The sequence below is a fragment of the Streptomyces sannanensis genome (assembly GCF_039536205.1).
Lineage (GTDB): Bacteria > Actinomycetota > Actinomycetes > Streptomycetales > Streptomycetaceae > Streptomyces > Streptomyces sannanensis.
The window spans coordinates 6,008,963-6,032,275 of record NZ_BAAAYL010000001.1 but is presented as its reverse complement, the minus strand read 5'-3'; the positions used below and the strand labels follow the sequence as shown (position 1 = coordinate 6,032,275).

The 23,313-nt window shown below is 68.9% G+C and carries 19 protein-coding genes; 7 read left to right on the top strand and 12 right to left on the bottom strand.

Annotated features, from left to right (window positions below):
* Positions 1 to 7: 7 nt before the first annotated feature.
* The 5 genes from prcB to arc all read right to left on the bottom strand — a co-directional run bounded on the left by prcB (position 8) and on the right by arc (position 5,321).
* Positions 8 to 847, bottom strand: coding sequence for a proteasome subunit beta (gene prcB, locus ABD858_RS28140; RefSeq protein ID WP_345042643.1), 840 nt, complete (start codon positions 845 to 847; stop codon positions 8 to 10).
* Positions 799 to 1,392, bottom strand: a complete 594-nt coding sequence (locus tag ABD858_RS28135) for an endonuclease VII domain-containing protein (protein ID WP_345042640.1) — start codon at positions 1,390 to 1,392, stop codon at positions 799 to 801. Before ABD858_RS28135 ends, prcB begins: the two co-directional genes overlap by 49 nt.
* Before the next feature lie 39 nt (positions 1,393 to 1,431).
* Positions 1,432 to 1,650, bottom strand: a complete 219-nt coding sequence (locus tag ABD858_RS28130; protein ID WP_059248381.1) for a ubiquitin-like protein Pup — start codon at positions 1,648 to 1,650, stop codon at positions 1,432 to 1,434.
* Between the two features lie 144 nt (positions 1,651 to 1,794).
* Entirely contained in the window at positions 1,795 to 3,306 is a 1,512-nt protein-coding gene (gene dop, locus ABD858_RS28125; protein WP_345042636.1) for a depupylase/deamidase Dop, read from the bottom strand.
* Between the two features lie 248 nt (positions 3,307 to 3,554).
* The gene (arc, locus tag ABD858_RS28120; protein WP_345042633.1) at positions 3,555 to 5,321 is read right to left on the bottom strand and encodes a proteasome ATPase; all 1,767 of its coding nucleotides are present in this window, start codon (positions 5,319 to 5,321) and stop codon (positions 3,555 to 3,557) included.
* Between the two features lie 243 nt (positions 5,322 to 5,564).
* Between arc and ABD858_RS28115 the strand changes: the two genes are divergently transcribed.
* Positions 5,565 to 5,876, top strand: coding sequence for a ferredoxin (locus ABD858_RS28115; protein ID WP_345042631.1), 312 nt, complete (start codon positions 5,565 to 5,567; stop codon positions 5,874 to 5,876).
* A gap of 4 nt (positions 5,877 to 5,880) precedes the next feature.
* Here ABD858_RS28115 and ABD858_RS28110 read toward each other — a convergent pair whose 3' ends face one another.
* From ABD858_RS28110 to ABD858_RS28100, 3 genes are all read right to left on the bottom strand, one after another.
* Positions 5,881 to 6,438, bottom strand: a complete 558-nt coding sequence (locus tag ABD858_RS28110) for a hypothetical protein (RefSeq protein WP_345042628.1) — start codon at positions 6,436 to 6,438, stop codon at positions 5,881 to 5,883.
* Positions 6,439 to 6,619: 181 nt separating this feature from the next.
* A complete protein-coding gene (locus tag ABD858_RS28105) occupies positions 6,620 to 7,507 on the bottom strand; it encodes a tRNA (adenine-N1)-methyltransferase (RefSeq protein WP_345042626.1) in 888 nt (295 codons plus the stop codon).
* An 18-nt stretch (positions 7,508 to 7,525) separates the two neighbouring features.
* Positions 7,526 to 8,776, bottom strand: a complete 1,251-nt coding sequence (locus ABD858_RS28100; protein WP_345042624.1) for a site-2 protease family protein — start codon at positions 8,774 to 8,776, stop codon at positions 7,526 to 7,528.
* Between the two features lie 106 nt (positions 8,777 to 8,882).
* Between ABD858_RS28100 and ABD858_RS28095 the strand changes: the two genes are divergently transcribed.
* Complete coding sequence (locus ABD858_RS28095) at positions 8,883 to 9,734, top strand: RecB family exonuclease (protein ID WP_345042621.1); 852 nt, start codon at positions 8,883 to 8,885, stop codon at positions 9,732 to 9,734.
* Positions 9,735 to 9,954: 220 nt separating this feature from the next.
* Complete coding sequence (locus ABD858_RS28090; protein WP_345042619.1) at positions 9,955 to 10,626, top strand: response regulator; 672 nt, start codon at positions 9,955 to 9,957, stop codon at positions 10,624 to 10,626.
* A 200-nt stretch (positions 10,627 to 10,826) separates the two neighbouring features.
* Here the strand turns inward: ABD858_RS28090 and ABD858_RS28085 are convergent, their stop codons facing one another.
* The 3 genes from ABD858_RS28085 to metH all read right to left on the bottom strand — a co-directional run bounded on the left by ABD858_RS28085 (position 10,827) and on the right by metH (position 17,220).
* Positions 10,827 to 12,422 (bottom strand): ABC transporter substrate-binding protein, encoded by a 1,596-nt coding sequence (locus ABD858_RS28085; protein WP_345042617.1) that lies wholly within the window; start codon positions 12,420 to 12,422, stop codon positions 10,827 to 10,829.
* A gap of 459 nt (positions 12,423 to 12,881) precedes the next feature.
* Positions 12,882 to 13,583 (bottom strand): HAD family hydrolase, encoded by a 702-nt coding sequence (locus ABD858_RS28080; protein ID WP_345042614.1) that lies wholly within the window; start codon positions 13,581 to 13,583, stop codon positions 12,882 to 12,884.
* Positions 13,584 to 13,683: 100 nt separating this feature from the next.
* Positions 13,684 to 17,220, bottom strand: coding sequence for a methionine synthase (gene metH / locus ABD858_RS28075; protein WP_345042612.1), 3,537 nt, complete (start codon positions 17,218 to 17,220; stop codon positions 13,684 to 13,686).
* Positions 17,221 to 17,460: 240 nt separating this feature from the next.
* Here metH and ABD858_RS28070 point away from each other — a divergent pair, with 240 nt between their 5' ends.
* The 4 genes from ABD858_RS28070 (at position 17,461) to ABD858_RS28055 (ending at position 22,520) form a co-directional block, all read left to right on the top strand.
* Complete coding sequence (locus ABD858_RS28070) at positions 17,461 to 18,225, top strand: IclR family transcriptional regulator (protein ID WP_345042610.1); 765 nt, start codon at positions 17,461 to 17,463, stop codon at positions 18,223 to 18,225.
* Positions 18,226 to 18,496: 271 nt separating this feature from the next.
* Positions 18,497 to 19,285: an MIP/aquaporin family protein gene (locus tag ABD858_RS28065; protein ID WP_345042608.1), complete on the top strand. Its 789-nt coding sequence runs from the start codon at positions 18,497 to 18,499 to the stop codon at positions 19,283 to 19,285.
* A 79-nt stretch (positions 19,286 to 19,364) separates the two neighbouring features.
* Entirely contained in the window at positions 19,365 to 20,894 is a 1,530-nt protein-coding gene (gene glpK, locus ABD858_RS28060; RefSeq protein ID WP_345042606.1) for a glycerol kinase GlpK, read from the top strand.
* Positions 20,895 to 20,906: 12 nt separating this feature from the next.
* Positions 20,907 to 22,520 (top strand): glycerol-3-phosphate dehydrogenase/oxidase, encoded by a 1,614-nt coding sequence (locus ABD858_RS28055; protein WP_345042603.1) that lies wholly within the window; start codon positions 20,907 to 20,909, stop codon positions 22,518 to 22,520.
* A 58-nt stretch (positions 22,521 to 22,578) separates the two neighbouring features.
* Here the strand turns inward: ABD858_RS28055 and ABD858_RS28050 are convergent, their stop codons facing one another.
* Positions 22,579 to 23,310 carry a zf-HC2 domain-containing protein gene (locus tag ABD858_RS28050; protein WP_345042601.1) on the bottom strand — a complete coding sequence of 244 codons (732 nt, stop codon included), beginning with the start codon at positions 23,308 to 23,310 and terminating at the stop codon, positions 22,579 to 22,581.
* Positions 23,311 to 23,313: the final 3 nt, after the last annotated feature.

The window sequence follows — 23,313 nt, the reverse complement described above, 5'->3', positions numbered from 1 at the left end:
AGAACATTCAGAGAAGCGCGGCGCGCGGGCCGTCGGGCTGCTCCAGCCGCCGTTCGTGAATGGAGCGGGCGATCTCCGAGGACTCCGCCTCGGTCAGCTTCCGGAAGCCCTCGTCGGTGATCACAGTGACGATCGGATAGATACGGCGGGCCATATCCGGGCCGCCGGTCGCCGAGTCGTCGTCCGCAGCGTCGTACAGCGCCTGCACCACCAGCGTGGCGGCCTGCTGCTCGGTCAGGTCCTCGCGGTACAGCTTCTTCATCGAACCGCGCGCGAAGATCGAACCCGAACCGGTGGCGGCGAAGCCGTGCTCCTCGGAACGGCCACCCGTCACGTCGTACGAGAAGATCCGGCCCTTCTCGCGGTCGATGTCCCAGCCGGCGAAGAGCGGGACGACGGCCAGGCCCTGCATGGCCATGCCCAGATTGCTGCGGATCATGGTGGAGAGCCGGTTCGCCTTGCCCTCCAGGGAGAGCTGCTCACCCTCGACCTTCTCGAAGTGCTCCAGCTCGAGCTGGAAGAGCTTCACCATCTCCACGGCGAGACCGGCGGTGCCGGCGATGCCCACGGCGGAGTACTCGTCGGCCGGGAACACCTTCTCGATGTCTCGCTGCGCGATCATGTTGCCCATCGTCGCCCGACGGTCACCCGCGAGCACGACGCCCCCCGGGAACGTCGCGGCCACGATGGTGGTGCCGTGCGGCGCCTCCACGATCCCGTCCGGCAGCTTCCGGTTACCCGGCAGCAGCTCCGGCGAGTGCGCGGACAGGAAGTCCATGAAGGACGAGGACCCAGGCGTCAGGAAGGCAGCTGGTAGACGCCCGAAGCTACGAGTGTTGGCTTCCACGAGTTTCCTTCCAGATATGCGATAGCCCGACGCAAGGTGTCGGGATCGTCTCCCAACTTGCCGATGGCCGAATTGCAGTTGAAGCACAGTACGCCACGGACCCTACCCGTCTCGTGGCAGTGATCCACGTGCACTGCTGGTGCGGACAGACAGATCGTACAGATCCCCATCTGCGACGAGATCATCTCGTCGCGCTGGGCCTCCGTGATGCCGTACTGACGCTTGAGGTGCCCGGCACGGCCTTCGATGGCGCGGCACGCCTTGCAGCGCGTCGACAGGCCATCGGAGGCCGTCGCGTTCCGGTGCCACTCGGAATGCGGCTTCACCTCACCGCAACGCTGGCAGTACTTGTGCCCATCAGGCACTTCCACCTTGGGACGGACCTTCCTACCCAGGGCGATCTGCCGTCTGCGGTGATAGTCAGCCATGCATTCACGGCACGCTCGCTGTAGACCGTCGATGTTCGACCTCTTGGTGGCGAAGGCTGCGCGCGGCTTCTCCTCGCCACACCGCGCGCAGCGCTTCGTCTCGCTGAATTCCGCCACTCACCCACCCCGCACCTTCGAATCGAAGGCAAAACGGGGTTACTCCCCGCCCTTCTGAACGAACGAGCGTACGAAATCCTCGGCGTTCTCCTCCAGGACATCATCGATTTCGTCCAGCACGGAGTCGACGTCGTCCGACAGCTTCTCGTGGCGCTCCTTGAGGTCTTCCGAGGCCTGCGCTTCCTGCGCCTGCTCCTCGACCTCTTCGGTGGAACGTGTGGCCTTCTGCTGTCCGCCGCCGGTGTCCTTGGTCGCCATATCCCTCACCCCGCTCGGTTTGTGCCGCTCGATGTGACTCTCAAGATCAGACCCTACAAGCAGGGTCCGACATCGGCCCCGCACTTTCTGCAACGTCCGGGGGTCTACCGGATGATTCCCAGACGGCGGCCGTTTCAGCCCCCGTCAGCCGCCCGACAGCACTCGCACCAGATCCTCGGCCGTGCGGCAGCGGTCCAGGAGTTCCTTGACGTGGTTACGTGTACCCCGAAGCGGTTCCAGCGTGGGGACGCGCTGGAGGGAGTCCCGGCCCGGCAGGTCGAAGATCACCGAGTCCCAGGAGGCCGCGGCGACGTCGTCCGCGTACTGCTCCAGGCAGCGGCCGCGGAAGTACGCCCGGGTGTCCTCCGGGGGCTTGGTCTCGGCCCGCTCGACGTCGGGCTCGTCCAGCAGGCGCTTCATCTTGCCGCGGGCCACCAGACGGTTGTAGAGGCCCTTCTCGGCCCGTACGTCGGCGTACTGGAGGTCGACCAGGTGGAGCCTGGCGGATTCCCAGTCGAGGCCGTCGCGGCGCCGGTAGCCCTCGAGGATTTCGCGCTTGGCGATCCAGTCCAGTTCCCCGGACAGGCTCATCGGGTCGCTCTCCAGCCGGCCCAGGACGTCCTCCCAGCGTCCGAGGACGTCCTTGGTCTGCTCGTCGGCGTCGTCCCCGAAGCGCTCCTCGACGTACTTGCGGGCGAGCTCGAAGTACTCCATCTGGAGCTGCACCGCGGTGAGTGTCCTGCCGCTGCGCAGTGTGACCACGCGCTTCAGCGTCGGGTCGTGGGAGATCTGGTGCAGGGTGCGCACCGGCTGGTCCACGGCCAGGTCTACGTTGATGAAGTTGTCCTCGATCATGGAAAGGACCAGGGCGGTGGTGCCCAGCTTGAGGTAGGTGGAGATCTCGGAGAGGTTCGCGTCGCCGATGATCACATGGAGCCTGCGGTACTTCTCGGCGTCCGCGTGGGGCTCGTCCCGGGTGTTGATGATGGGCCGTTTGAGGGTGGTCTCGAGGCCTACCTCGACCTCGAAGTAGTCGGCTCGCTGGCTGATCTGGAAGCCGTGCTCGTGGCCGTCCTGGCCGATGCCCACCCGGCCCGCGCCGGCGAAGACCTGGCGGGTCACGAAGAAGGGCGTGAGGTGGCGCACGATGTCCGAGAAGGGGGTCTCCCGCTTCATCAGGTAGTTCTCGTGCGTGCCGTAGGAGGCGCCCTTGTTGTCGGTGTTGTTCTTGTAGAGGTGGATCGGCTGGGCTCCGGGGAGCTGGGCCGCTCGCTCGGCGGCCTCCGCCATGATCCGCTCGCCGGCCTTGTCCCAGAGGACGGCGTCCCTCGGGTTGGTCACTTCCGGTGCGCTGTACTCGGGGTGCGCGTGGTCGACGTAGAGCCGCGCGCCGTTGGTGAGGATGACATTGGCCAGGCCGATGTCCTCGTCCGTGAGCTGGCTGGAGTCCGCCGCTTCCCGGGCCAGGTCGAAGCCCCGGGCGTCGCGCAGCGGATTCTCCTCCTCGAAGTCCCAGCGGGCGCGGCGCGCCCGGTGCATCGCCGCCGCGTAGGCGTTGACGATCTGGGACGAGGTGAGCATGGCATTGGCGTTCGGGTGGCCGGGGACGGAGATTCCGTACTCCGTCTCGATGCCCATTACTCGCCGTACGGTCATGCGGCCCTCCTTGCCCGGCGGCGCCCCCGGCCGGGGGCGGCGCTCAAGTACGCCGGTGCTCCGGTGCGTGTGCGGTGCCCGTCCCCGCACTGCGCGACACGGCGGTACCGAAGAGCCTAGAACGCCTCTGCGCCGGTGGGGAGATCAATTCCATCATTGCTCTGCAGTTGTCACGTGGAGTCACCGGTCCCGTGGAAAGCAGCCGGCTGCGGATACCCCTGCCGGGCATCCGCAGCCGGTCCGCGCTTTTACAGGTACTGGCCTGTGTTTGCCACCGTGTCGATGGAGCGTCCGGTGTCCGCGCCCTGCTTTCCGGTGACGAGGGTGCGGATGTAGACGATCCGCTCGCCCTTCTTTCCGGAGATCCGGGCCCAGTCGTCGGGGTTGGTGGTGTTCGGCAGGTCCTCGTTCTCCTTGAACTCGTCGATGCATGCGGCGAGCAGGTGGGAGACCCTGAGGCCCTTTTGGTTCTGGTCGAGGAAGGCCTTGATGGCCATCTTCTTGGCCCGGTCGACGATGTTCTGGATCATCGCGCCGGAATTGAAGTCCTTGAAGTAGAGGACTTCCTTGTCGCCGTTGGCGTACGTGACCTCGAGGAAGCGGTTTTCCTCGGTTTCGGCGTACATCTGCTCCACGACCGCCTGGATCATGCCTTCGATCGTGGCGTCGGCGCTGCCGTTGTGCTCGGAGAGGTCGTCCGTGTGCAGCGGCAGGGTCGGGGTGAGGTACTTCGCGAAGATGTCCCGGGCCGCCTCGGCGTCCGGCCGCTCGATCTTGATCTTCACATCGAGCCGGCCCGGCCGCAGGATGGCGGGGTCGATCATGTCTTCGCGGTTGGAGGCGCCGATGACGATGACGTTCTCGAGGCCCTCCACTCCGTCGATCTCGGCGAGCAGCTGGGGGACGATGGTGTTCTCCACGTCCGAGCTGACGCCGGAGCCACGGGTGCGGAAGAGGGATTCCATCTCGTCGAAGAAGACGATGACGGGGGTGCCCTCGCCCGCCTTCTCGCGGGCACGCTGGAAGACCAGGCGGATGTGCCGCTCGGTCTCGCCGACGTACTTGTTGAGAAGCTCGGGGCCCTTGATGTTCAGGAAGTAGCTCTTGCCGGCGGGCTGCCCGGTCACCTCGGCGACCTTCTTGGCAAGGGAGTTGGCGACGGCCTTCGCGATCAGCGTCTTGCCGCAGCCGGGCGGGCCGTAGAGCAGGATGCCCTTCGGCGGCCGCAGTTCGTGCTCCTTGAAGAGGTCGGGGTAGAGGTAGGGGAGCTCGACCGCGTCGCGGATCTGCTCGATCTGGGTGCCCAGGCCGCCGATCTTGGAGTAGTCGACGTCCGGGACCTCTTCGAGGACGAGTTCCTCGACCTCGCTCTTCGGGATCACTTCGTAGACGTAGCCGGACCTGGGTTCCAGCAGCAGGGCGTCGCCGGGGCGGATGGTGGCGTCCAGCAGCGGCTCGGCGAGCCGCACCACCCGTTCCTCGTCCGTGTGCCCGATCACCAGGGCGCGCTCGCCGTCCTCGAGGATCTCCTTGAGGGTGACGATGTCCCCGGTGCGCTCGAACTCCATGGCCTCGACCACGTTGAGCGCTTCGTTGAGCATGACTTCCTGGCCGCGCCGGAGCTCGTCGAGCTCGATGGCCGGGCTGACGTTCACCCGGAGCTTGCGGCCCCCGGTGAAGATGTCGGCGGTGCCGTCCTCGTTCGCCTGAAGGAACACGCCGAAGCCGGCCGGTGGCTGTGCGAGCCGGTCGACCTCTTCCTTGAGGGCCACGATCTGGTCCCGGGCCTCGCGGAGCGTATTGGCGAGTCGCTCGTTCTGAGCGGACACGCCGGCCAGGTTGGTCTGCAGCTCGACGATCCGCTCCTCGAGAATCCTCGTATGACGCGGAGAGTCGGCGAGCTTGCGTCGCAGGACGGCGATCTCCTGCTCGAGATAGGCAATCTGACCGGCAGGGTCATCGGACCCCCGACCCGGCCGGATGCCGCGGTTGATGTCGTCGTCGTGGGCTGCCACGGTCCTCACCTCCTCCAAGGGGAGCTGGACGCTTCCTGACCCTACCTGGGTGGGTGACGATTGAAACCCCTAGATCACAAAGACGGTAGGAGTGTGTCCGATCTTCACCCTTGCGTACTCCCTCACGCCTGGGGAATACCCACCCATCAACATCGGAAAGCGGGCGGTTGTATCGTCGGAGCGTTCAACACCCGTCAGGGGTGGCTCCAATTGGTTCAGCAGCGCAGGAAAACGGCAGGAGAAATGACCGTGCAGCAGGAGGCTCCCACCGAGGCCGGCAACCAGGCCCTGGAGGTCTGGATCGACCAGGACCTCTGCACCGGCGACGGCATCTGCGCCCAGTACGCGCCCGAGGTCTTCGAGCTGGACATCGACGGACTGGCCTATGTGAAGAGTGCCGACGACGAGCTGCTCCAGGAGCCGGGCGCCACAACGCCCGTCCCCCTGCCACTGCTGACCGACGTCATCGACTCGGTCAAGGAGTGCCCGGGCGACTGCATCCACGTACGTCGCCTTTCGGACGGGGTCGAGGTCTACGGGCCCGACGCGGAGTGACGGATCACACACTCTCCGCCGCGGGCGTCCCGCTCCCGCCGTCCCGTACGAACTTCCCGTCGGCCCACCGCCAATTGACCTGCCGCTGCTGGTCCGGGCAGCAGCGGGGCACGTCCTTCGAGGAGTAGCCGAGCAGGTTCCCCGAGACCACCCCGTCGCGTACCTCGATGTCGGCGACGCTGAGTGCTTCGTCCGGGCTCACCAGGGTTGCCACGACCCGTGCCCCCCGGGTGAGTACGTACACCCCGCTCGGCGGCGTTCCCGAGCCGGACGCGCAGCGCACCGCGGCGACCGTCTCCGGGTTGCCGTCGCCGTCGAGGTCGCCGGCCGCCTGCTTGTAGACGGTGGTGCCGGCTCCCGCGCACTCCAGGGGGAAGGCCGCCGCGGCGGGGTCGGGGGCCGGGGCCGCGTGGGGTGCCGGGGTCGTCGCCGTGGCGTGGCCGGGCTGCAGCAGACCTGCCCCGGCGATGACCGCGGCCATCACGGTGGCGGTGGTCAGCCAGTGCACCGGGCGGGCGTGGGTGTGTGCGAGGTCCGGGGCGTCGGAGGTCTGCGTCTGCACGCGGGATGTCTCCTGTGAGGGCGGTGCCGGTGGGGGTGGCCAGCATCGTGCCACACGATCACAGCGGGTCGGAACGCCGGGGTCCGGCTGTGCTCGGTGTGTGGCGGCCAACGCAGAGGCGCCGCCGCCGAGTTCCCGTGGACGACGGAGAACTCGGTGGCGGCGCCGGTGGTTTGTCGATTCAGGCCTTGTTCGGGCCTTCGTAGTCCTCGCCGTAGGCGCCCTTGGCCGGACGACGGCGGCGCAGCGGGGGCTCCACGCCGTCGGCGAGGCGGCGGGCGGTGACGAGGAAGCCGGTGTGGCCGATCATCCGATGGTCGGGGCGGACCGCCAGGCCTTCCACGTGCCAGTTGCGGATCATCGACTCCCAGGCGGCCGGCTCGTTGAACGTGCCGTGTTCCCGGATGGTCTCGACCGTGCGGGCGAGCTGGGTGGTGGTGGCCACGTAGCAGCAGAGGATGCCGCCGGGGACCAGTGCCTTGGAGACGGCCTCGATGCACTCCCAGGGGGCGAGCATGTCGAGGATCACACGGTCGACCTCGGTGTCGGACAGGTTGTCCTGGAGGTCGCCGACGGTGAGCTGCCAGGCCGGGTGGGGGCCGCCGAAGTAGCGTTCCACGTTCTGCTTGGCGATCTCGGCGAAGTCCTCGCGGCGCTCGTACGAGTGCAGCATGCCCTGGTCGCCGATGGCGCGGAGCAGGAAGCTGCTGAGCGAGCCCGACCCCACTCCTGCCTCGACGACGCGGGCGCCGGGGAAGATGTCGGCGAAGGCCAGGATCTGCCCCGCGTCCTTGGGGTAGACCACGGCGGCGCCGCGGGGCATGGACAGGACGTAGTCGGGGAGCAGGGGGCGCAGCGCGAGGTAGGCGACGTTCCCCGTGGTACGGACAACACTGCCCTCGGGAGCGCCGATCAGCTCGTCGTGGGGGAAGGAACCCTTGTGGGTGTGGAAGTTCTTCCCGGCCTCGAGCGTGAACGTGTAGTGGCGTCCCTTGGGGTCGGTGAGCTGGACCTGGTCCCCGACCTTGAAGGGCCCGCGACGGCGGGCGGCACCGGTCGGTTCGGACATGTGACCAGTGTATGGGGTTCAGGACCGGGGTCGTGCCATGGCCTTGACGAAGGCCCGCTCGACGTCGGCGGCGGAGAGGACCCCGTAGATCTCGCCGGTGTCCTCGACGACCAGGTACTCGGTGGCGGGGGTGGCCCGCATCATGTCGAGCAGTTCTTCACCGACGAGTTCGGCGGAGACCTTCATGCCGTCGGTGAGGTCCTGGGCCAGGGTGCTGACCGCGACCCAGGGGCGCCGGTGTTCGGGGACGCCTGCGATGGCGGCCTCGCGGACGAGGGCGATGGGGGCGCCGTGGCCGTCGACGACGACGAGGGCGCGGGCGCCTGCTTCGTTGGCGCGGCGGAGTGCTTCGGAGAGGGGGGTGGCGGCTTCGACGGGCACGGCGCGCCGGGTGAGTGTGCGGGCGCGCAGTTCGGGGAGGTGTTCACGGAGTCGTGCCACGCGCAGGCTGTTTCCGGCGCCGGTCCAGATGATCGCGGCGAGGATGGCGGCGAGCAGGGCATCCATCACGGTGTCCATGCCGCCCACGTTCTGAGGGGTGTTGCCGAGCGCACCGGTACGGGTGAGCATCGGCAGGCCGATCAGTACGGTGACGGCGAGCGCGCGGCCGACCCAGGCGGCGGCGATGGTGCCGCTCATCGGCTTTCCGGTGATCTTCCACACGACGGCGCGGAGCATCCGGCCGCCGTCCAGCGGGAGGCCGGGCAGCAGATTGAAGGCGGCCACGATCATGTTGGAGATCATCAGGCCGGCGAGGAGGACACCGGGGACGGTTCCCGGTTCGACGGCCTGCATGCCGAGGTAGAAGATCCCGCCGAGGAGCAGCGAGAGGAGCGGGCCGACGAAGGCGAGCATGAATTCGCGTCCGGGGGTCTCCGCTTCCTTCTCGATTTCCGAGACGCCGCCGAAGAACTGGAGCTGGATCCGGCGGACGGGAAGTTTGAAGCGCAGGGCCACGACGGTGTGCGCGAGTTCGTGGACGAGAACGGAGGCATAGAAAGCGACCGCGAAGAAGAGGGAGACCAGATAGCGGGCGATGCCGAGTTCGGGCAGCACCCGGTCGAGCTGGCCGCCGAACACCCAGGTGATGAGGGCGGCCACCAGGAACCAGCTGGGCGAGACATAGACGGGTACGCCGAACGGGCGACCCATGAGCAGGCCGCCTCCGGGCTCCGGTCGGCGGGGTGGCCTGCCGTCGCCGGGTGCGCCGCCCGGGCCTGTTCCGGGTGCGCCGGGCTGCGGCCTTCCGCTGTCGCCGCTCTCGTCCACGGTGTCCCTTCTTTCGGAAATGTCCCCTGCCCGATCATGCAATGCGGAGGGGCCTGCGTCGATGGTATGCGGACCACTGTCAGTGGCGGGCCGTAGGGTCTGTGTCATGAGTACGAGCGCGACGCCTTCGTCGCTGTCCCCGTCGCGGGCGAGCGACTTCATGCAGTGCCCGCTGCTGTACCGGTTCCGGGTGATCGACCGGCTGCCCGAGAAGCCGAGCGAGGCGGCGACTCGCGGCACCCTGGTGCACGCGGTGCTCGAGCGGCTCTTCGACGCCCCTGCGGCCGAGCGTACGGCGCCGCGCGCCCGGGCGCTGGTGCCCGGGCAGTGGGACCGGCTGCGGAAGTCGAAGCCGGAGCTCACGGAGCTGTTCGCGGAGGATCCGGACGGCGAGCGGCTGGCCCTCTGGCTGGCGGAGGCGGAGGCGCTGGTCGAGCGGTGGTTCACCCTGGAGGACCCGACTCGGCTCGAGCCGGTGGAGCGGGAGTTCTTCGTCGAGGCGGAGCTGGAGTCGGGCCTGCGGCTGCGCGGGATCATCGACCGGGTGGATGTGGCGTCCACCGGTGAGGTGCGGATCGTCGACTACAAGACCGGCAAGGCTCCCCGTCCGGAGTACGCCGAGGGCGCGCTGTTCCAGATGAAGTTCTACGCGCTGGTGGTCTGGCGGCTGAAGGGTGTCGTGCCGCGCCGGCTTCAGCTGGTGTATCTGGGCAGTGGTGATGTGCTGACGTACGACCCGGTGCCGGCGGATCTGGAGCGTGTGGAGCGCAAGCTGCTGGCCCTGTGGGAGGCGATCATGCTGGCGACCGAGACGGGTGACTGGCGGCCGAGGCCGAGCAAACTGTGCGGATGGTGCGATCACCAGGCGGTGTGTCCTGAATTCGGCGGCACACCGCCGGACTACCCGCTGCCGCTGCGCCCGGCGGGTGAGGACGCCCCCGGCGGCTCTGCCGGGTGAGGACGCCCTCGGCGGCTCTGCCGGGTGGGCCGGGGGGGCGTCCCCCGGATCGGCACAGGCGCTGCCGCTGCGCCCGGCAAGTGAGGGCTCCCTCGGCAGTTCTGCCGGGGGTCCGGGGGTCGTCCTCGGGGCGGTGCGGCCGATGCCGGTACGCCCGGCGGAGTCGTGATCGCGGCGTCAGGGCAGAATGGGGCCGGTCAAGCAAATCGGAGGAGATCCCGTGGCGATCCGCGTCCTATTGGTCGACGACCAGCCGCTGCTGCGCACCGGCTTCCGGATGATCCTGGAGGCCGAACAGGACATCGCGGTGGTCGGAGAGGCCGGGGACGGCCTGCAGGCCCTCGATCAGGTGCGGGCGCTTCAGCCCGATGTGGTGCTGATGGACATCCGGATGCCCCGGATGGACGGTGTCGAGGCGACCCGGCAGATCACCGGTCCGGGACGGGACGGCCCGGCGAAGGTGCTGGTGCTGACCACGTTCGACCTCGACGAGTATGTCGTCGAGGCGCTGAAGGCGGGGGCGAGCGGCTTCCTGCTGAAGGACGCGCCGGCCCATGAGCTGATCCAGGCGATCCGCGTGGTCGCCGCGGGCGAGGCGATGCTGGCGCCGAGCATCACGCGTCGGCTGCTCGACAAGTACGCGGATCATCTGCCGTCCGGCGAGGAGCCGGTGCCGGACACCCTGCAGACGCTGACGGAGCGTGAGGTCGAGGTCCTCAAGCTGGTCGCGCGGGGACTGTCCAACGCGGAGATCGCCGCGGATCTGTTCGTCAGTGAGACGACGGTCAAGACGCATGTGGGCCATGTGCTGACGAAGCTGGGGCTGCGGGACCGGGTGCAGGCCGCGGTGTACGCGTACGAGAGCGGTTTGGTGCGGCCGGGCGGTCAGTGAGCGGCCCCCTGCGTGAGCGGGCCGCGAGGCGCCGTCGCTGAGCGGCACCCCGGCCGCCGGAGCGGGGGGTGACGCCCCCGCTCCGGCGGCCGGGGTGCCGTCCTCAAGCGCCGGACGGGCTGGAGATCGGCGCCCTCGAAAGGAGTCGGCCCCCGTCACAGGACGGGGGCCGTGCGGTTACCCGATGTCTTGCTGCGGGGTCATTCGACGCCTCGGCCCAGTTCCCACAGCTGCAGGTCGGATGAGGCGTTGAGCGCCCATTCGACGCCCGTGATGTTTGCGCGTGCGGCGACGTACTGCTTGCCCTGCCAGAGCGGCAGCACCGGGACATCGGCGGCCACGATGTCCTGGACCTTCTGGAAGGACGAGGCAGCCTGGTTGCGGTCGCTCGCGCGGCGCGACTCGGGGATGAGGTTGCTGCGGATCTCCTCGTTCGCGTACGGGGTGTTGAGGAAGTTGTCCTCGTCGAGGAACGGCGCGACGAAGTTGTCGGGGTCGGGGTAGTCGGGGAACCAGCCGAGGCCGTAGACGGCGTACTCGCCCTTCTTCTGGGCCGGACGGAACTCGGACCAGGCGGTTCCCTGGATGTCGACGTCGAAGAGCCCCGTATCGTTCAACTGCTTCTTGAGCGTCTCGAACTCCTTGGCCGTACCGGCACCGTAGTGGTCGGTGGTGTAGTGGAGCGTCAGCTTCACCGGCGTCGAGACACCGGCCTCGCTCAGGATCTTCGCGGCCTTCTGCGTGTCCGGCTCACCGTACTTGTTGTAGAACGAGTTGGTGTGTCCGGCGATGGACGTCGGGATCAGTGAGTAGAGGGGCTCCGCGGTGGTCCCGTACACGCCCGAGGTGATGGCGGTGCGGTCGATGACCGAGGCCATCGCCTGGCGGACCGCCTTGTCCTTCACCGAGGGGTCCTTGGTGTTGAAGGCGAGGTAGCGGATCTCCAGGCCCGGCATTTCGACGAGCTCGACGTCCTTGCTCGGCTTCCCGGACATCCGCTCGATCTGGTCGGGCGACAGGGTCCGGGTCATCACGTCGATCCGGCCGTCGGTGAGGGCGGTGTCCATGGCCTCGGCGTCGGCGAAGGACCGCAGTTCGACCTTCTCGTTGTTGAGCTTCAGGTCGCCCTGATAGTTGGGGTTCTTGGTGAAGACCGCCTTGACGAGCTTCTTGTCCTTCACCTCGGCCGTCATCGTGTACGGGCCGGACCCGGACACCTCGAAGCCGTCGCGCAGCTTCGACTTGTTGTACACATCCTGGTCGACGATGCTCGCGGCCGGCGTGGCCAGCTTGTACGGGAACGTGGCGTCCGGCTTCTTGAGGTGGAAGACGATCTCCGCGTCGCCCTTGGTCTCGACGGTGTCGATGTTGGCCAGCAGGGAGACCGGGCCGTTGTCGTCCTTGATCTCGAGCACCCGCTCGATGGAGAACTTCACGTCGGCGACGGTGAGCGCGTTCCCGTCGGAGAACTTCAGCCCCGAACGCAGGGTGCAGCGGTAGCTCTCGTTCTCCGTGTCGGTGAAGGCGCACTTGGAAGCCGCCTCGGGAACCGGCTCGCCGCCGCCGCGCGGGAGATGCATCAGCGTCTGGGTGGTCTGGCGCAGGATGTTCCAGGAACCCGCGTCGTATGCGTACGCCGGGTCGAAGGGGGCGGGGGCGTCCTCGGTGGCCTCGAACTCGTCGGTGGTGCCCACGACGATGGCCTTCATGGCCCCCTCGTCATCGGAACCGCACGCGGCGAGCGTGGGGGCGAGAAGCCCGATGAGGGCCGGCAGCGCCAGAGTCTTGCGCTTCATCCTGGTGGTTCTCCTAGTCCGGCCTGAGATACGGCGGCATGCGAGACTCCGCCGCGGCAGCCCGGATGGGGCGTGCGATCGGGCCGGTACAGAGCGATCGGGCCTAAGAGCCCGGCGACTCGATGGGGCCGGGTCCAGGTGATGTACGGCGGAGTTCCGGCGAAGACATTAGTGGGAGGCGCCACTCGAACTGGAACTGGCCCTACTTGAGCGGTAATCACAAGCGTCCACAAATTCCGCAGTGCGGATACCGATGCACGGGAATGATTCGTACAGCCCCCCACCAATCGGGACACAAGGACGCTCGAATCCGGCCATCGGACGAGGTTCGGCCACGGCGCCGCCCGGGCGCCGTCGACCTCCGGGTGACCAACGTCACGCGCGGAGGCGGTTACGGAAAATGCATGGCCGGACGCCGAGCGTTGCTTCCTGTTCGGGGGTGCACTCTGCGTGAAATCTTCAGTTCATCCCGGTGATGAGAGTTCTGAGAAATGGCAGGTCGACTTCTTCCAGCGATTGCACGACCACCCGGCCGAGCGCCGGTGCGATGGGGGCCACGGACGGCACGGCGACCACCCGGCAGCCCGCCCCTTCGGCGGCCGCCACGCCGGTCGCCGTGTCCTCGATCACCACGCAGCGGGTGGGGTCCGCGCCCAGACCCTGGGCCGCGAGCAGATACGGGTCGGGATGCGGCTTCGTACGCGCCACCTCGTCACCGGCGACGGTCAGCCGGAAGTTGTCCCGCCCCAGCGCGTGCAGCACCCGGTCGATGATGCGCCGATGGGAGGCCGAGACCAGGGCGGTGGGCACATTGTGGCGGGCCAGTTCGGCGAGCAGCCGCTCGGCACCCGGCATCAGCTGCACTCCGCCCCCGATCCGCTCCTCGAAGCGCTCGTTGAGCAGGACCGTGAGCTCGGCAAGGGTGATGTCCGCGCCCGTGGCCTCGATGAGATAGCCGGCGCTGCGCGTCATGGGTCCGCCGACCACGACGTCCCGCCATGCCTCGTCGAGGCTGTGCCCGAGGCCGGCGAAGATCTCCCTCTCCACGTCCCACCAGAATCCCTCGGTGTCCACGAGAGTGCCGTCCATGTCGAGGAAGACGGCCTGCAGGGCCGAACCCTCGCTGGTACGGGCCGAGGACGCGGGGACCGTGCTGGTCATCCGGGCACACCTCCATGGGGGACGCACAGGCCGGCCGCCATGGGCGACCGGCCTGTATGGGACCGACAAGTGTACGTCGTGCCGGTCCTGTGTGCGCGGCTCAGCGCGCGTTGAAGTACTTCGCCTCGGGGTGGTGGATCACGATGGCGTCGGTGGACTGCTCCGGGTGGAGCTGGTACTCCTCGGACAGCACGACCCCGATCCGCTCCGGCCGGAGCAGCTCGGCGATCTTGGCCCGGTCCTCCAGATCGGGGCAGGCGCCGTAGCCGAGCGAGAAGCGGGCACCGCGGTACTTGAGCGCGAACATATCCTCGACGTCCGCCGGGTCCTCGGTGGCGAAGCCGAGCTCGGCGCGCACCCGCGCGTGCCAGTGCTCCGCGAGGGCCTCGGCCAACTGCACGGACAGGCCGTGGAGTTCGAGGTAGTCGCGGTAGGCGTTGGCCTCGAACAGCTCGGCGGTCGCCTCACCGATCCTCGAGCCGACCGTGACGACCTGCAGACCGACGACATCGGTCTCGCCCGACTCGTCCGGGCGGAAGAAGTCCGCCAGGCACAGCCGGCGGCCGCGCCGCTGGCGGGGGAAGGTGAAACGGGTGCGCTCGTTGCCCCGGTCGTCCAGGATGATCAGGTCGTCGCCCTTGGACACACACGGGAAGTAGCCGTACACGACGGCGGCTTCCAGCATGCTCCTGGTGTGCAGCTGCTCCAGCCAGCCGCGCAGCCGCGGCCGGCCCTCGGTCTCGACGAGCTCCTCGTACGAGGGGCCTTCACCGGTACGGGCCTGCTTGAGGCCCCACTGGCCCTTGAACAGGGCGCCCTCGTCCAGCCAGGAGGCGTACTCCTTGAGCTGGATGCCCTTGACCACCCGAGTGCCCCAGAAGGGCGGCTCCGGGACACGGTTGTCGGTGGCCACGTCGGACCGGACCGCACCCTCCTCGGGGCCCGCGGCGCCAGCCGCTGACGTCGCAGTCTCGGCCACGGAGGTGGCGGTGGCCCTGACCCTGCGCTGCTTGAGTTCGGGCAGGGTGGCGCCGGGGACTCCGCGCTTGACCGCGATCAGGGCGTCCATCAGGCGCAGGCCCTCGAAAGCGTCGCGGGCGTAGCGGACTTCGCCCTCGTAGATCTCGTGCAGGTCCTGCTCGACGTAGGCGCGGGTGAGGGCCGCTCCACCGAGGATGACCGGGTACCGGGCGGCCAGCTTGCGCTGGTTGAGCTCCTCCAGGTTCTCCTTCATGATCACGGTGGACTTGACCAGGAGGCCGGACATGCCGATGACGTCGGCGTCGTGCTCCTCGGCGGCGTCCAGGATCGCCGAGACGGGCTGCTTGATGCCGAGGTTGACGACGTTGTAGCCGTTGTTGGACAGGATGATGTCGACGAGGTTCTTGCCGATGTCGTGAACGTCGCCGCGCACGGTGGCGAGCACGATGGTGCCCTTGCCCTCAGCGCCGGACTTCTCCATGTGCGGCTCCAGGTGGGCCACGGCGGACTTCATGACCTCGGCGGACTGGAGCACGAACGGCAGCTGCATCTGCCCGGAGCCGAAGAGGTCACCGACCACCTTCATGCCGTCCAGCAGCGTCTCGTTGACGATGTCCAGCGCGGGACGGGTCGTCAGGGCCTCTTCGAGGTCGGCCTCCAGTCCGTTCTTCTCGCCGTCGATGATGCGGCGCTTGAGCCGCTCCTCCAGTGGGAGGGCGAGCAGCTCCCGGGCCTTGCCGGCCTTCATGGACTTGGTGTCCACGCCCTCGAAGAGCTCGAGGAGCTTCTGCAGCGGGTCGTAGCCCTCGGTGCGCCGGTCGTGGATCAGGTCGAGGGCGGTCCTGACCTGTTCCTCGTCCAGACGGGCGATCGGCAGGATCTTCGACGCGTGGACGATCGCCGAGTCCAGGCCCGCCTTGACGCACTCGTCGAGGAAGACGGAGTTCAGCACGATCCGCGCGGCCGGGTTCAGGCCGAAGGAGATGTTGGACAGGCCGAGGGTGGTCTGGACGTCCGGGTGGCGGCGCTTGAGCTCACGGATCGCCTCGATGGTGGCGATGCCGTCCTTGCGGGACTCCTCCTGCCCGGTGCAGATGGTGAAGGTGAGGCAGTCGATGAGTATGTCCGACTCGCGCACCCCCCAGTTCCCGGTCAGGTCCGCGATCAGCCGCTCGGCGATGGCGACCTTGTCCTCCGCGGTACGGGCCTGGCCGTTCTCGTCGATGGTCAGCGCGATGAGGGCGGCGCCGTGCTCCACCGCCAGCCGGGTGACCTTCGCAAAGCGCGACTCGGGGCCGTCGCCGTCCTCGTAGTTGACCGAGTTGATGACGGCACGGCCGCCCAGCTTCTCCAGGCCTGCCCGCAGCACCGCCGGCTCGGTGCTGTCCAGGACGATGGGAAGAGTGGAGGCGGTGGCGAAGCGGCCCGCCAGCTCCTCCATGTCCGCCACCCCGTCCCTGCCGACGTAGTCGATGCACAGGTCCAGCATGTGCGCGCCCTCGCGGATCTGGTCCCGGGCCATCTCCACGCAGTCGTCCCAGCGGCCTTCCAGCATGGCCTCGCGGAACTTCTTGGAACCGTTGGCGTTCGTGCGCTCGCCGATGGCGAGGTATGACGTTTCCTGGCGGAACGGCACCATCTGGTAGAGGGAGGCGGCGCCCGGCTCGGGGCGCGGCTCGCGCTCGGCCGGCGTCAGGTCGCGGACCCGCTCGACGACCTGACGCAGGTGCTCCGGTGTCGTACCGCAGCAGCCGCCGACCAGGGAGAGACCGTACTCGCGGACGAAGTTCTCCTGGGCGTCGGCCAGCTCGGCCGCCGTCAGAGGGTAGTGCGCGCCGTCCTTGCCGAGAACCGGCAGACCGGCGTTCGGCATGCAGGACAGCCGGATACGGGAGTTCCTGGCGAGGTAGCGCAGGTGCTCGCTCATCTCGGCGGGGCCGGTGGCACAGTTCAGACCGATCATGTCGACGCCCAGCGGCTCCAGGGCCGTCAGTGCGGCGCCGATCTCCGAGCCGAGCAGCATCGTGCCGGTCGTCTCCACGGTGACGGAAACAATCAGCGGGAGGTCGAGGCCGGCCACGTGCAGGGCGCGCCGGGCGCCGAGCACGGCGGCCTTGGTCTGGAGGAGGTCCTGGGTGGTCTCCACCAGCAGCGCGTCCGCGCCGCCGGAGATCAGGCCCTCGGCGTTCTGCTGGTACGCGTCGCGCAGGGCGGCGTACGGGGCGTGTCCCAGGGTCGGCAGCTTGGTGCCGGGGCCCATCGAGCCGAGCACCCAGCGGGCGCGGCCGTCCTTCGCCGTGAAGCCGTCCGCGGTCTCACGGGCGATCCGGGCGCCGGCTTCCGACAGCTCGACGATGCGGTGCGCGATGTCGTACTCGCCCAGCGCCGCGAGGTTCGCTCCGAAGGTGTTGGTCTCCACGCAGTCGACGCCCACCGAGTAGTAGGCCTCGTGGACGGAGCGGACGATGTCGGGGCGGGTGACGTTCAGGACCTCGTTGCAACCCTCGAGCTGCTGGAAGTCCTCCAGAGAGGGGTCCTGCGCCTGGAGCATGGTGCCCATCGCGCCGTCGGCGACGACGACTCGTGAGGCCAGCGCCTCACGAAGAGCCGCGGCTCGGGTCGTGCTGTCTGCGGAACGGGTCGGCAACAAGGCCATGGAAGTGCTCCCTGAGGTGCGACGGCTGTCGGCTTTGCGGCCTCCGGGAGGAAGCCGCACGCCGTCAGGGTAGCCGGGTGGTGGACAACCTCGCTCAGGTGTCCCACGAACCGGCCGTCATGCTGTCTGTGCGTATGTCCGGATCCACTTGGCCGGCGGAGTCGGCACTACGGCAGCCAGCGGTCGACATCGACCGATAGTGTTCAGCATTGTCGAACTTGAGTGGAGGTGGGCGGAGCGATGGCGAAGAACATCCAGTCGCTCGAACGGGCGGCGGCGATGCTGCGGCTGCTCGCGGGCGGGGAACGCCGGCTCGGACTGTCCGACATCGCCTCCTCGCTCGGCCTGGCCAAGGGCACCGCGCACGGAATCCTGCGCACCCTGCAGCACGAGGGCTTCGTCGAGCAGGACCAGGCGTCGGGGCGTTACCAGCTGGGTGCGGAGCTGCTGCGGCTGGGCACGACCTATCTGGATGTGCACGAGCTCCGGGCCCGCGCGCTGGTGTGGGCCGACGATCTGGCCCGTTCGAGCGGCGAGAGCGTCTATCTCGGCGTGCTGCATCAGCAGGGAGTGCTGATCGTGCACCACGTCTTCCGGCCGGACAACAGCCGGCAGGTGCTGGAGGTCGGGGCGATGCAGCCGCTGCACTCCACCGCACTGGGCAAGGTGCTGTCCGCGTACGACCCGGTGGCGCACAGCGAGGTCGTGGAGGCGGAACGCAAGGCCTTCACCCCGCGGACGGTGACCGGGCTGGAGGACTTCGAGGGGCTCCTCGACCTGACACGGGCGCGCGGCTGGGCCGCGGACGTGGAGGAGACCTGGGAGGGCGTCGCGTCGGTGGCCGCGCCCATCCATGACCGGCGGCGCATGCCCGTCGGGGCGGTGGGCATCACCGGCGCCGTGGAGCGGGTGTGCCCCTCGGGCGAGCTGCGGGGTGAGCTCGTGGCGGCGGTGCGCGACTGCGCGCGTGCGGTCTCTCGCGACCTCGGCGCCGGCCGCTTCTGACGGCACGCGGCGCGGTAACGATCGGGATTCGGCACCCTCAACTCTTGACTCGCCGGTAACTCGAGGGAAACACTGCCGTTCGTCGGTCGGCATTATCGAACACCTACCGGTAATACGCGCTAGAGTGCGACAACGCCAAGGGCCGGCATTTCCCCTGGACGTGCGAGTGAGCCGAAGGAGGGGCGCGAGCGGTCGAGCGCGATCGACCGTCGGCACAGCCCTGAGCGCCTCCGGAGGCGAACAAGCCCCAAAAAGGACAAAGGAGTCGCAGGTGTCCACCTCCGACATCTTCATCGGCGAGATCATCGGTACCGCCGTGCTCATCCTGCTCGGCGGTGGCGTGGTGGCCGCCGTCGTGCTCAAGCGCTCCAAAGCACAGAACGCCGGCTGGCTGGCCATCACTCTCGGGTGGGGCTTCGCGGTCATGACCGCCGTCTACATGACGGGCTCCCTCTCCGGCGCCCACCTCAACCCCGCCGTCACCGTCGGCATCGCGATCAAGGACGGTGACTGGAGCAACGTTCCGGTCTACTTCGCCGGCCAGCTGCTCGGCGCCATGCTCGGTGCCACGCTGGTCTGGGTCGCGTACTACGGCCAGTTCCACGCGCACCTCACCGACCCGGAGATCATCGGCACCCGCTCCGAACACGCGGGGCTGGTCGACCAGAAGACGGAGCCGGCCGCCGGCCCGGTGCTGGGTGTCTTCTCCACCGGCCCCGAGATCCGGAACATCGCGCAGAACCTGGCCACCGAGATCATCGGCACCCTGGTGCTCGTGCTCGCGGTCCTCACGCAGGGCCTCAATGACAGCGGCAAGGGCCTCGGCCTCCTCGGCGGGCTGATCACCGCGTTCGTCGTCGTCGGCATCGGCCTCTCGCTGGGCGGCCCGACCGGCTACGCCATCAACCCGGCGCGCGACCTGGGTCCGCGCCTCGTGCACGCGCTGCTGCCGCTGCCGAACAAGGGCGGCTCCGACTGGGGCTACGCCTGGATTCCCGTCGTCGGCCCGCTGATCGGCGGCGCCCTCGCAGCGGGTATCTACAAGCTCGCGTTCGCCTAGGGGTGTCTGATGGATCGCCGCGGAGATCCATCAGGCCCCTCCAAGCCGTCCTCTCACACAGACTTCCCAGGAGCACCCAGTGACCGACGCCCACCGCACCGCCGGGCCGTTCATCGCCGCCATCGACCAGGGCACCACCTCCAGCCGCTGCATCGTCTTCGACAGAGACGGCCGGATCGTCGCCGTCGACCAGAAGGAGCACGAGCAGATCTTCCCCAAGCCGGGCTGGGTCGAGCACGACGCCGCCGAGATCTGGACGAACGTCCAGGAGGTTGTGGCCGGCGCCCTCGAGAAGGGCGGCATCACCGCCGCTGACGTCAAGGCGATCGGCATCACCAACCAGCGCGAGACCACCGTCCTGTGGGACAGGGCCACCGGTGAGCCGGTCCACAACGCCATCGTCTGGCAGGACACCCGCACCGACGCCCTCTGCAAGGAGCTGGGCCGCAACGTCGGCCAGGACCGCTTCCGCCGCGAGACCGGCCTGCCGCTGGCCAGCTACTTCTCCGGCCCGAAGGTCCGCTGGCTGCTGGACAACGTCGAGGGCCTGCGCGAGCGCGCCGAGCGGGGCGAGATCCTCTTCGGCACCATGGACTCCTGGGTCATCTGGAATCTCACCGGCGGCGTCGACGGCGGCCACCACGTCACCGACGTCACCAACGCCTCCCGCACCCTGCTGATGAACCTCCACACCATGGAGTGGGACGAGCGGATCCTCTCGTCCATGGACGTCCCGGCGGCCGTCCTGCCGGAGATCCGTTCCTCCTCCGAGGTGTACGGCAGGGTCAAGGGCGGCGTCCTGGACGGTGTCCCGGTCGCGTCCGCGCTCGGCGACCAGCAGGCCGCTCTGTTCGGCCAGACCTGCTTCGCCGAGGGTGAGGCCAAGTCCACGTACGGCACCGGCACCTTCATGCTGATGAACACCGGCGAGAAGGTCATCAACTCCTACAGCGGCCTGCTGACCACCGTCGGCTACCGGATCGGCGACCAGAAGCCGGTCTACGCCCTCGAGGGCTCGATCGCCGTCACGGGTTCGCTGGTCCAGTGGATGCGCGACCAGATGGGCCTGATCAAGTCCGCGGCCGAGATCGAGACATTGGCCTCCTCCGTCGACGACAACGGCGGCGCCTACTTCGTACCGGCCTTCTCCGGCCTGTTCGCCCCGTACTGGCGCTCCGACGCCCGCGGTGTCATCGCCGGCCTGACCCGGTACGTCACCAAGGCGCACATCGCCCGCGCCGTACTCGAGGCCACCGCCTGGCAGACCCGCGAGATCACCGACGCCATGACGAAGGACTCCGGTGTCGAGCTGACCGCGCTCAAGGTCGACGGCGGCATGACCTCCAACAACCTGCTGATGCAGACGCTCTCGGACGTCCTGGACTCCCCCGTGGTGCGCCCCATGGTCGCCGAAACCACCTGCCTCGGCGCGGCCTACGCCGCCGGCCTGGCCGTCGGCTTCTGGCCCGACACCGACGCACTGCGCGCCAACTGGCGCCGGGCCGCCGAGTGGACCCCCCGCATGGACGCGGACACCCGCGACCGCGAGTACAAGAACTGGCTCAAGGCCGTTGAACGCTCCATGGGCTGGCTCGAAGAAGAAAACTGACGAGGAGTGATCATGAGCACCCTGCAGAGCGTCCCGAGTCTTGGGACGCACCCGGCTGCCGGTTCCCTGCCGAGCCGCGCCGAGACCAGAGAGCAGCTCTCGAAGGCGACCTACGACCTCCTGGTGATCGGCGGCGGCATCCTGGGCATCTCCACGGCCTGGCACGCCGCGCAGTCCGGGCTGCGGGTGGCCCTGGTGGACGCCGGCGACTTCGCCGGCGCCACCTCCTCCGCCTCCTCCAAGCTGCTGCACGGCGGACTGCGCTATCTGCAGACCGGCGCCGTGAAGCTGGTGGCGGAGAACCACTTCGAACGGCGGGCGGTGTCGCGCGAGGTCGCGCCCCATCTGTCCAATCCGCTCACCTTCTACCTGCCCGTCTACAAGGGCGGTCCCCACGGCGCGGCCAAGCTCGGCGCCGGCGTCTTCACCTACTCGGCGCTCTCCGCGTTCGGCGACGGCATGGGCCACGTCATCAGCCCGGCGCGCGCCCGACGCGACGTTCCCGAGCTGCGTACGGACAACCTCAAGGCCGTCGCCGTCTACGGCGACGACCAGATGAACGACTCCCGCATGGCCCTGATGACCGTGCGCGCCGCAGTCGACGCGGGCGCGGTCGTCCTCAACCACGCCGAGGTCACCGGTCTGCGCTTCACCAGGGGCCGGGTGACGGGCGCGGAGCTCAAGGACCGTACGGACGGTTCCGAATTCGGTGTCGACGCCCGGCTGGTGCTCAACGCCACCGGCCCGTGGGTCGACCACCTGCGCAGGATGGAGGACCCGGACGCGGCCCCCTCCATCCGTCTCTCCAAGGGCGCGCACCTCGTTCTCAGGCGCACCTCCCCCTGGCGGGCAGCGCTGGCCACTCCCATCGACAAGTACCGGATCACCTTCGCCCTCCCCTGGGAGGACATGCTGCTCCTCGGCACGACCGACGAGGAGTACGAGGGCGATCCGGCCGATGTCTCGGTCGACGAGAAGGACATCACCCAGATCCTCGACGAGGCCGCCTTCTCCGTCCGCGACCAGCAACTGTCCCGCGATCTGATCACCTACGCCTTCGCGGGGCTGCGGGTGCTGCCGGGCAGTCCCGGTGACACCGCGAAGGCCAAGCGCGAGACCGTGGTCACCGAGGGCCGCGGCGGCATGCTGTCGGTCGCCGGCGGTAAGTGGACCACCTTCCGCCACATCGGCCGTACGGTCATGAACAAGCTGGCCTCGCTGCCCGGCCGGCCACTGGGCGAGGACATGGAACCGATCTCGCAGCTGCCGAAGAAGCTTCCGCTGCCGGGCATAGCCAACCCGCGCGCGGTCGCGCACCGGCTGCTGGTGGACGGTCCGGCCCCCGGCCCGCGCATGGCCGCCGACACGGCTCGGCACCTCGCCACGCATTACGGTTCGCTGTCCTTCGACATCGCACGGCTCGCGAACGAGAACCCCGAACTCGGCAGGCGGATTCACCCGGACGCCCCGGAGATCTGGGCACAGGTCGTCTACGCCCGTGACCACGAGTGGGCCCGGACGGTGGACGACGTCCTGCGCCGCCGTACGACCCTGACCATCCGCGGCCTCGCGACGGACGAAATCCGTGCCGAGGTCCAGGACGTGCTGGACCGGCGCAGCAGCTGACGCTCTGCCCGGACAAGGCGGGGAGGGACGGTCGCCACGGGGGGAGCCGATCCGGGCGTCACCCCTTCGCGAACTGGGCGGTGGCCAGGACGGTGCCCCCGGAGGAGACCAGTCGGGCGCCGGAGACCATGTGCGCGTTCACCGGGGCCGGGCTTCCCCAGTAGCCGTAGCCGTCGCGCAGGGTGAAGACACCGACTCGGGCGGTGCTGCCGTCTCTGTTCACCAGCAGGCAGGTGACCTTTCCGCTGTACGGGGTCATGGCATCGCCGAGGTCGACGTACATGTACACCCAGGCCGGCGGCCCGGGATGGGCGTAGATCTCGCCGGCCGGCAGCCGCCCCGGGCCGGCAGCGGTCAGGTCGGCGCGCAGCAGCCCCGACTCGGCCACGACGGGAAGCGAAGGCGCGAGACCGCCCTCGATCGCTGTCCCCACGGCCCAGCCGCCGAAGCCGAAGGCGAGCGCGGCGGCGGCCGCGGCTGCCGCGACCCGCACTCGCCCACGACCGCGGAACCGCTCGCGCACACGCCCGGACTCACGCAGATGCGTGCGCCCCTGCCGGGCCGAGGGGGCAGGGGTCAGCCGCCGTGCCACCCGGGTCTCGAACCCGACCGGCGGCTCACTGCCGGGCAGCAGGCCGAGCAGCCCGTCACCGACGAGGGTGAGCTGCTCGACGTACTCCCGGCAGGCCGCGCAGCCGTCCAGGTGCGCGATCGCCTCGGCCCGCTCGCGGCCCGGCAGCACGCCCAGGGCCAGCTCGGCGCCGATCTCGTGCAGGTGAACGCAGGTCATGTC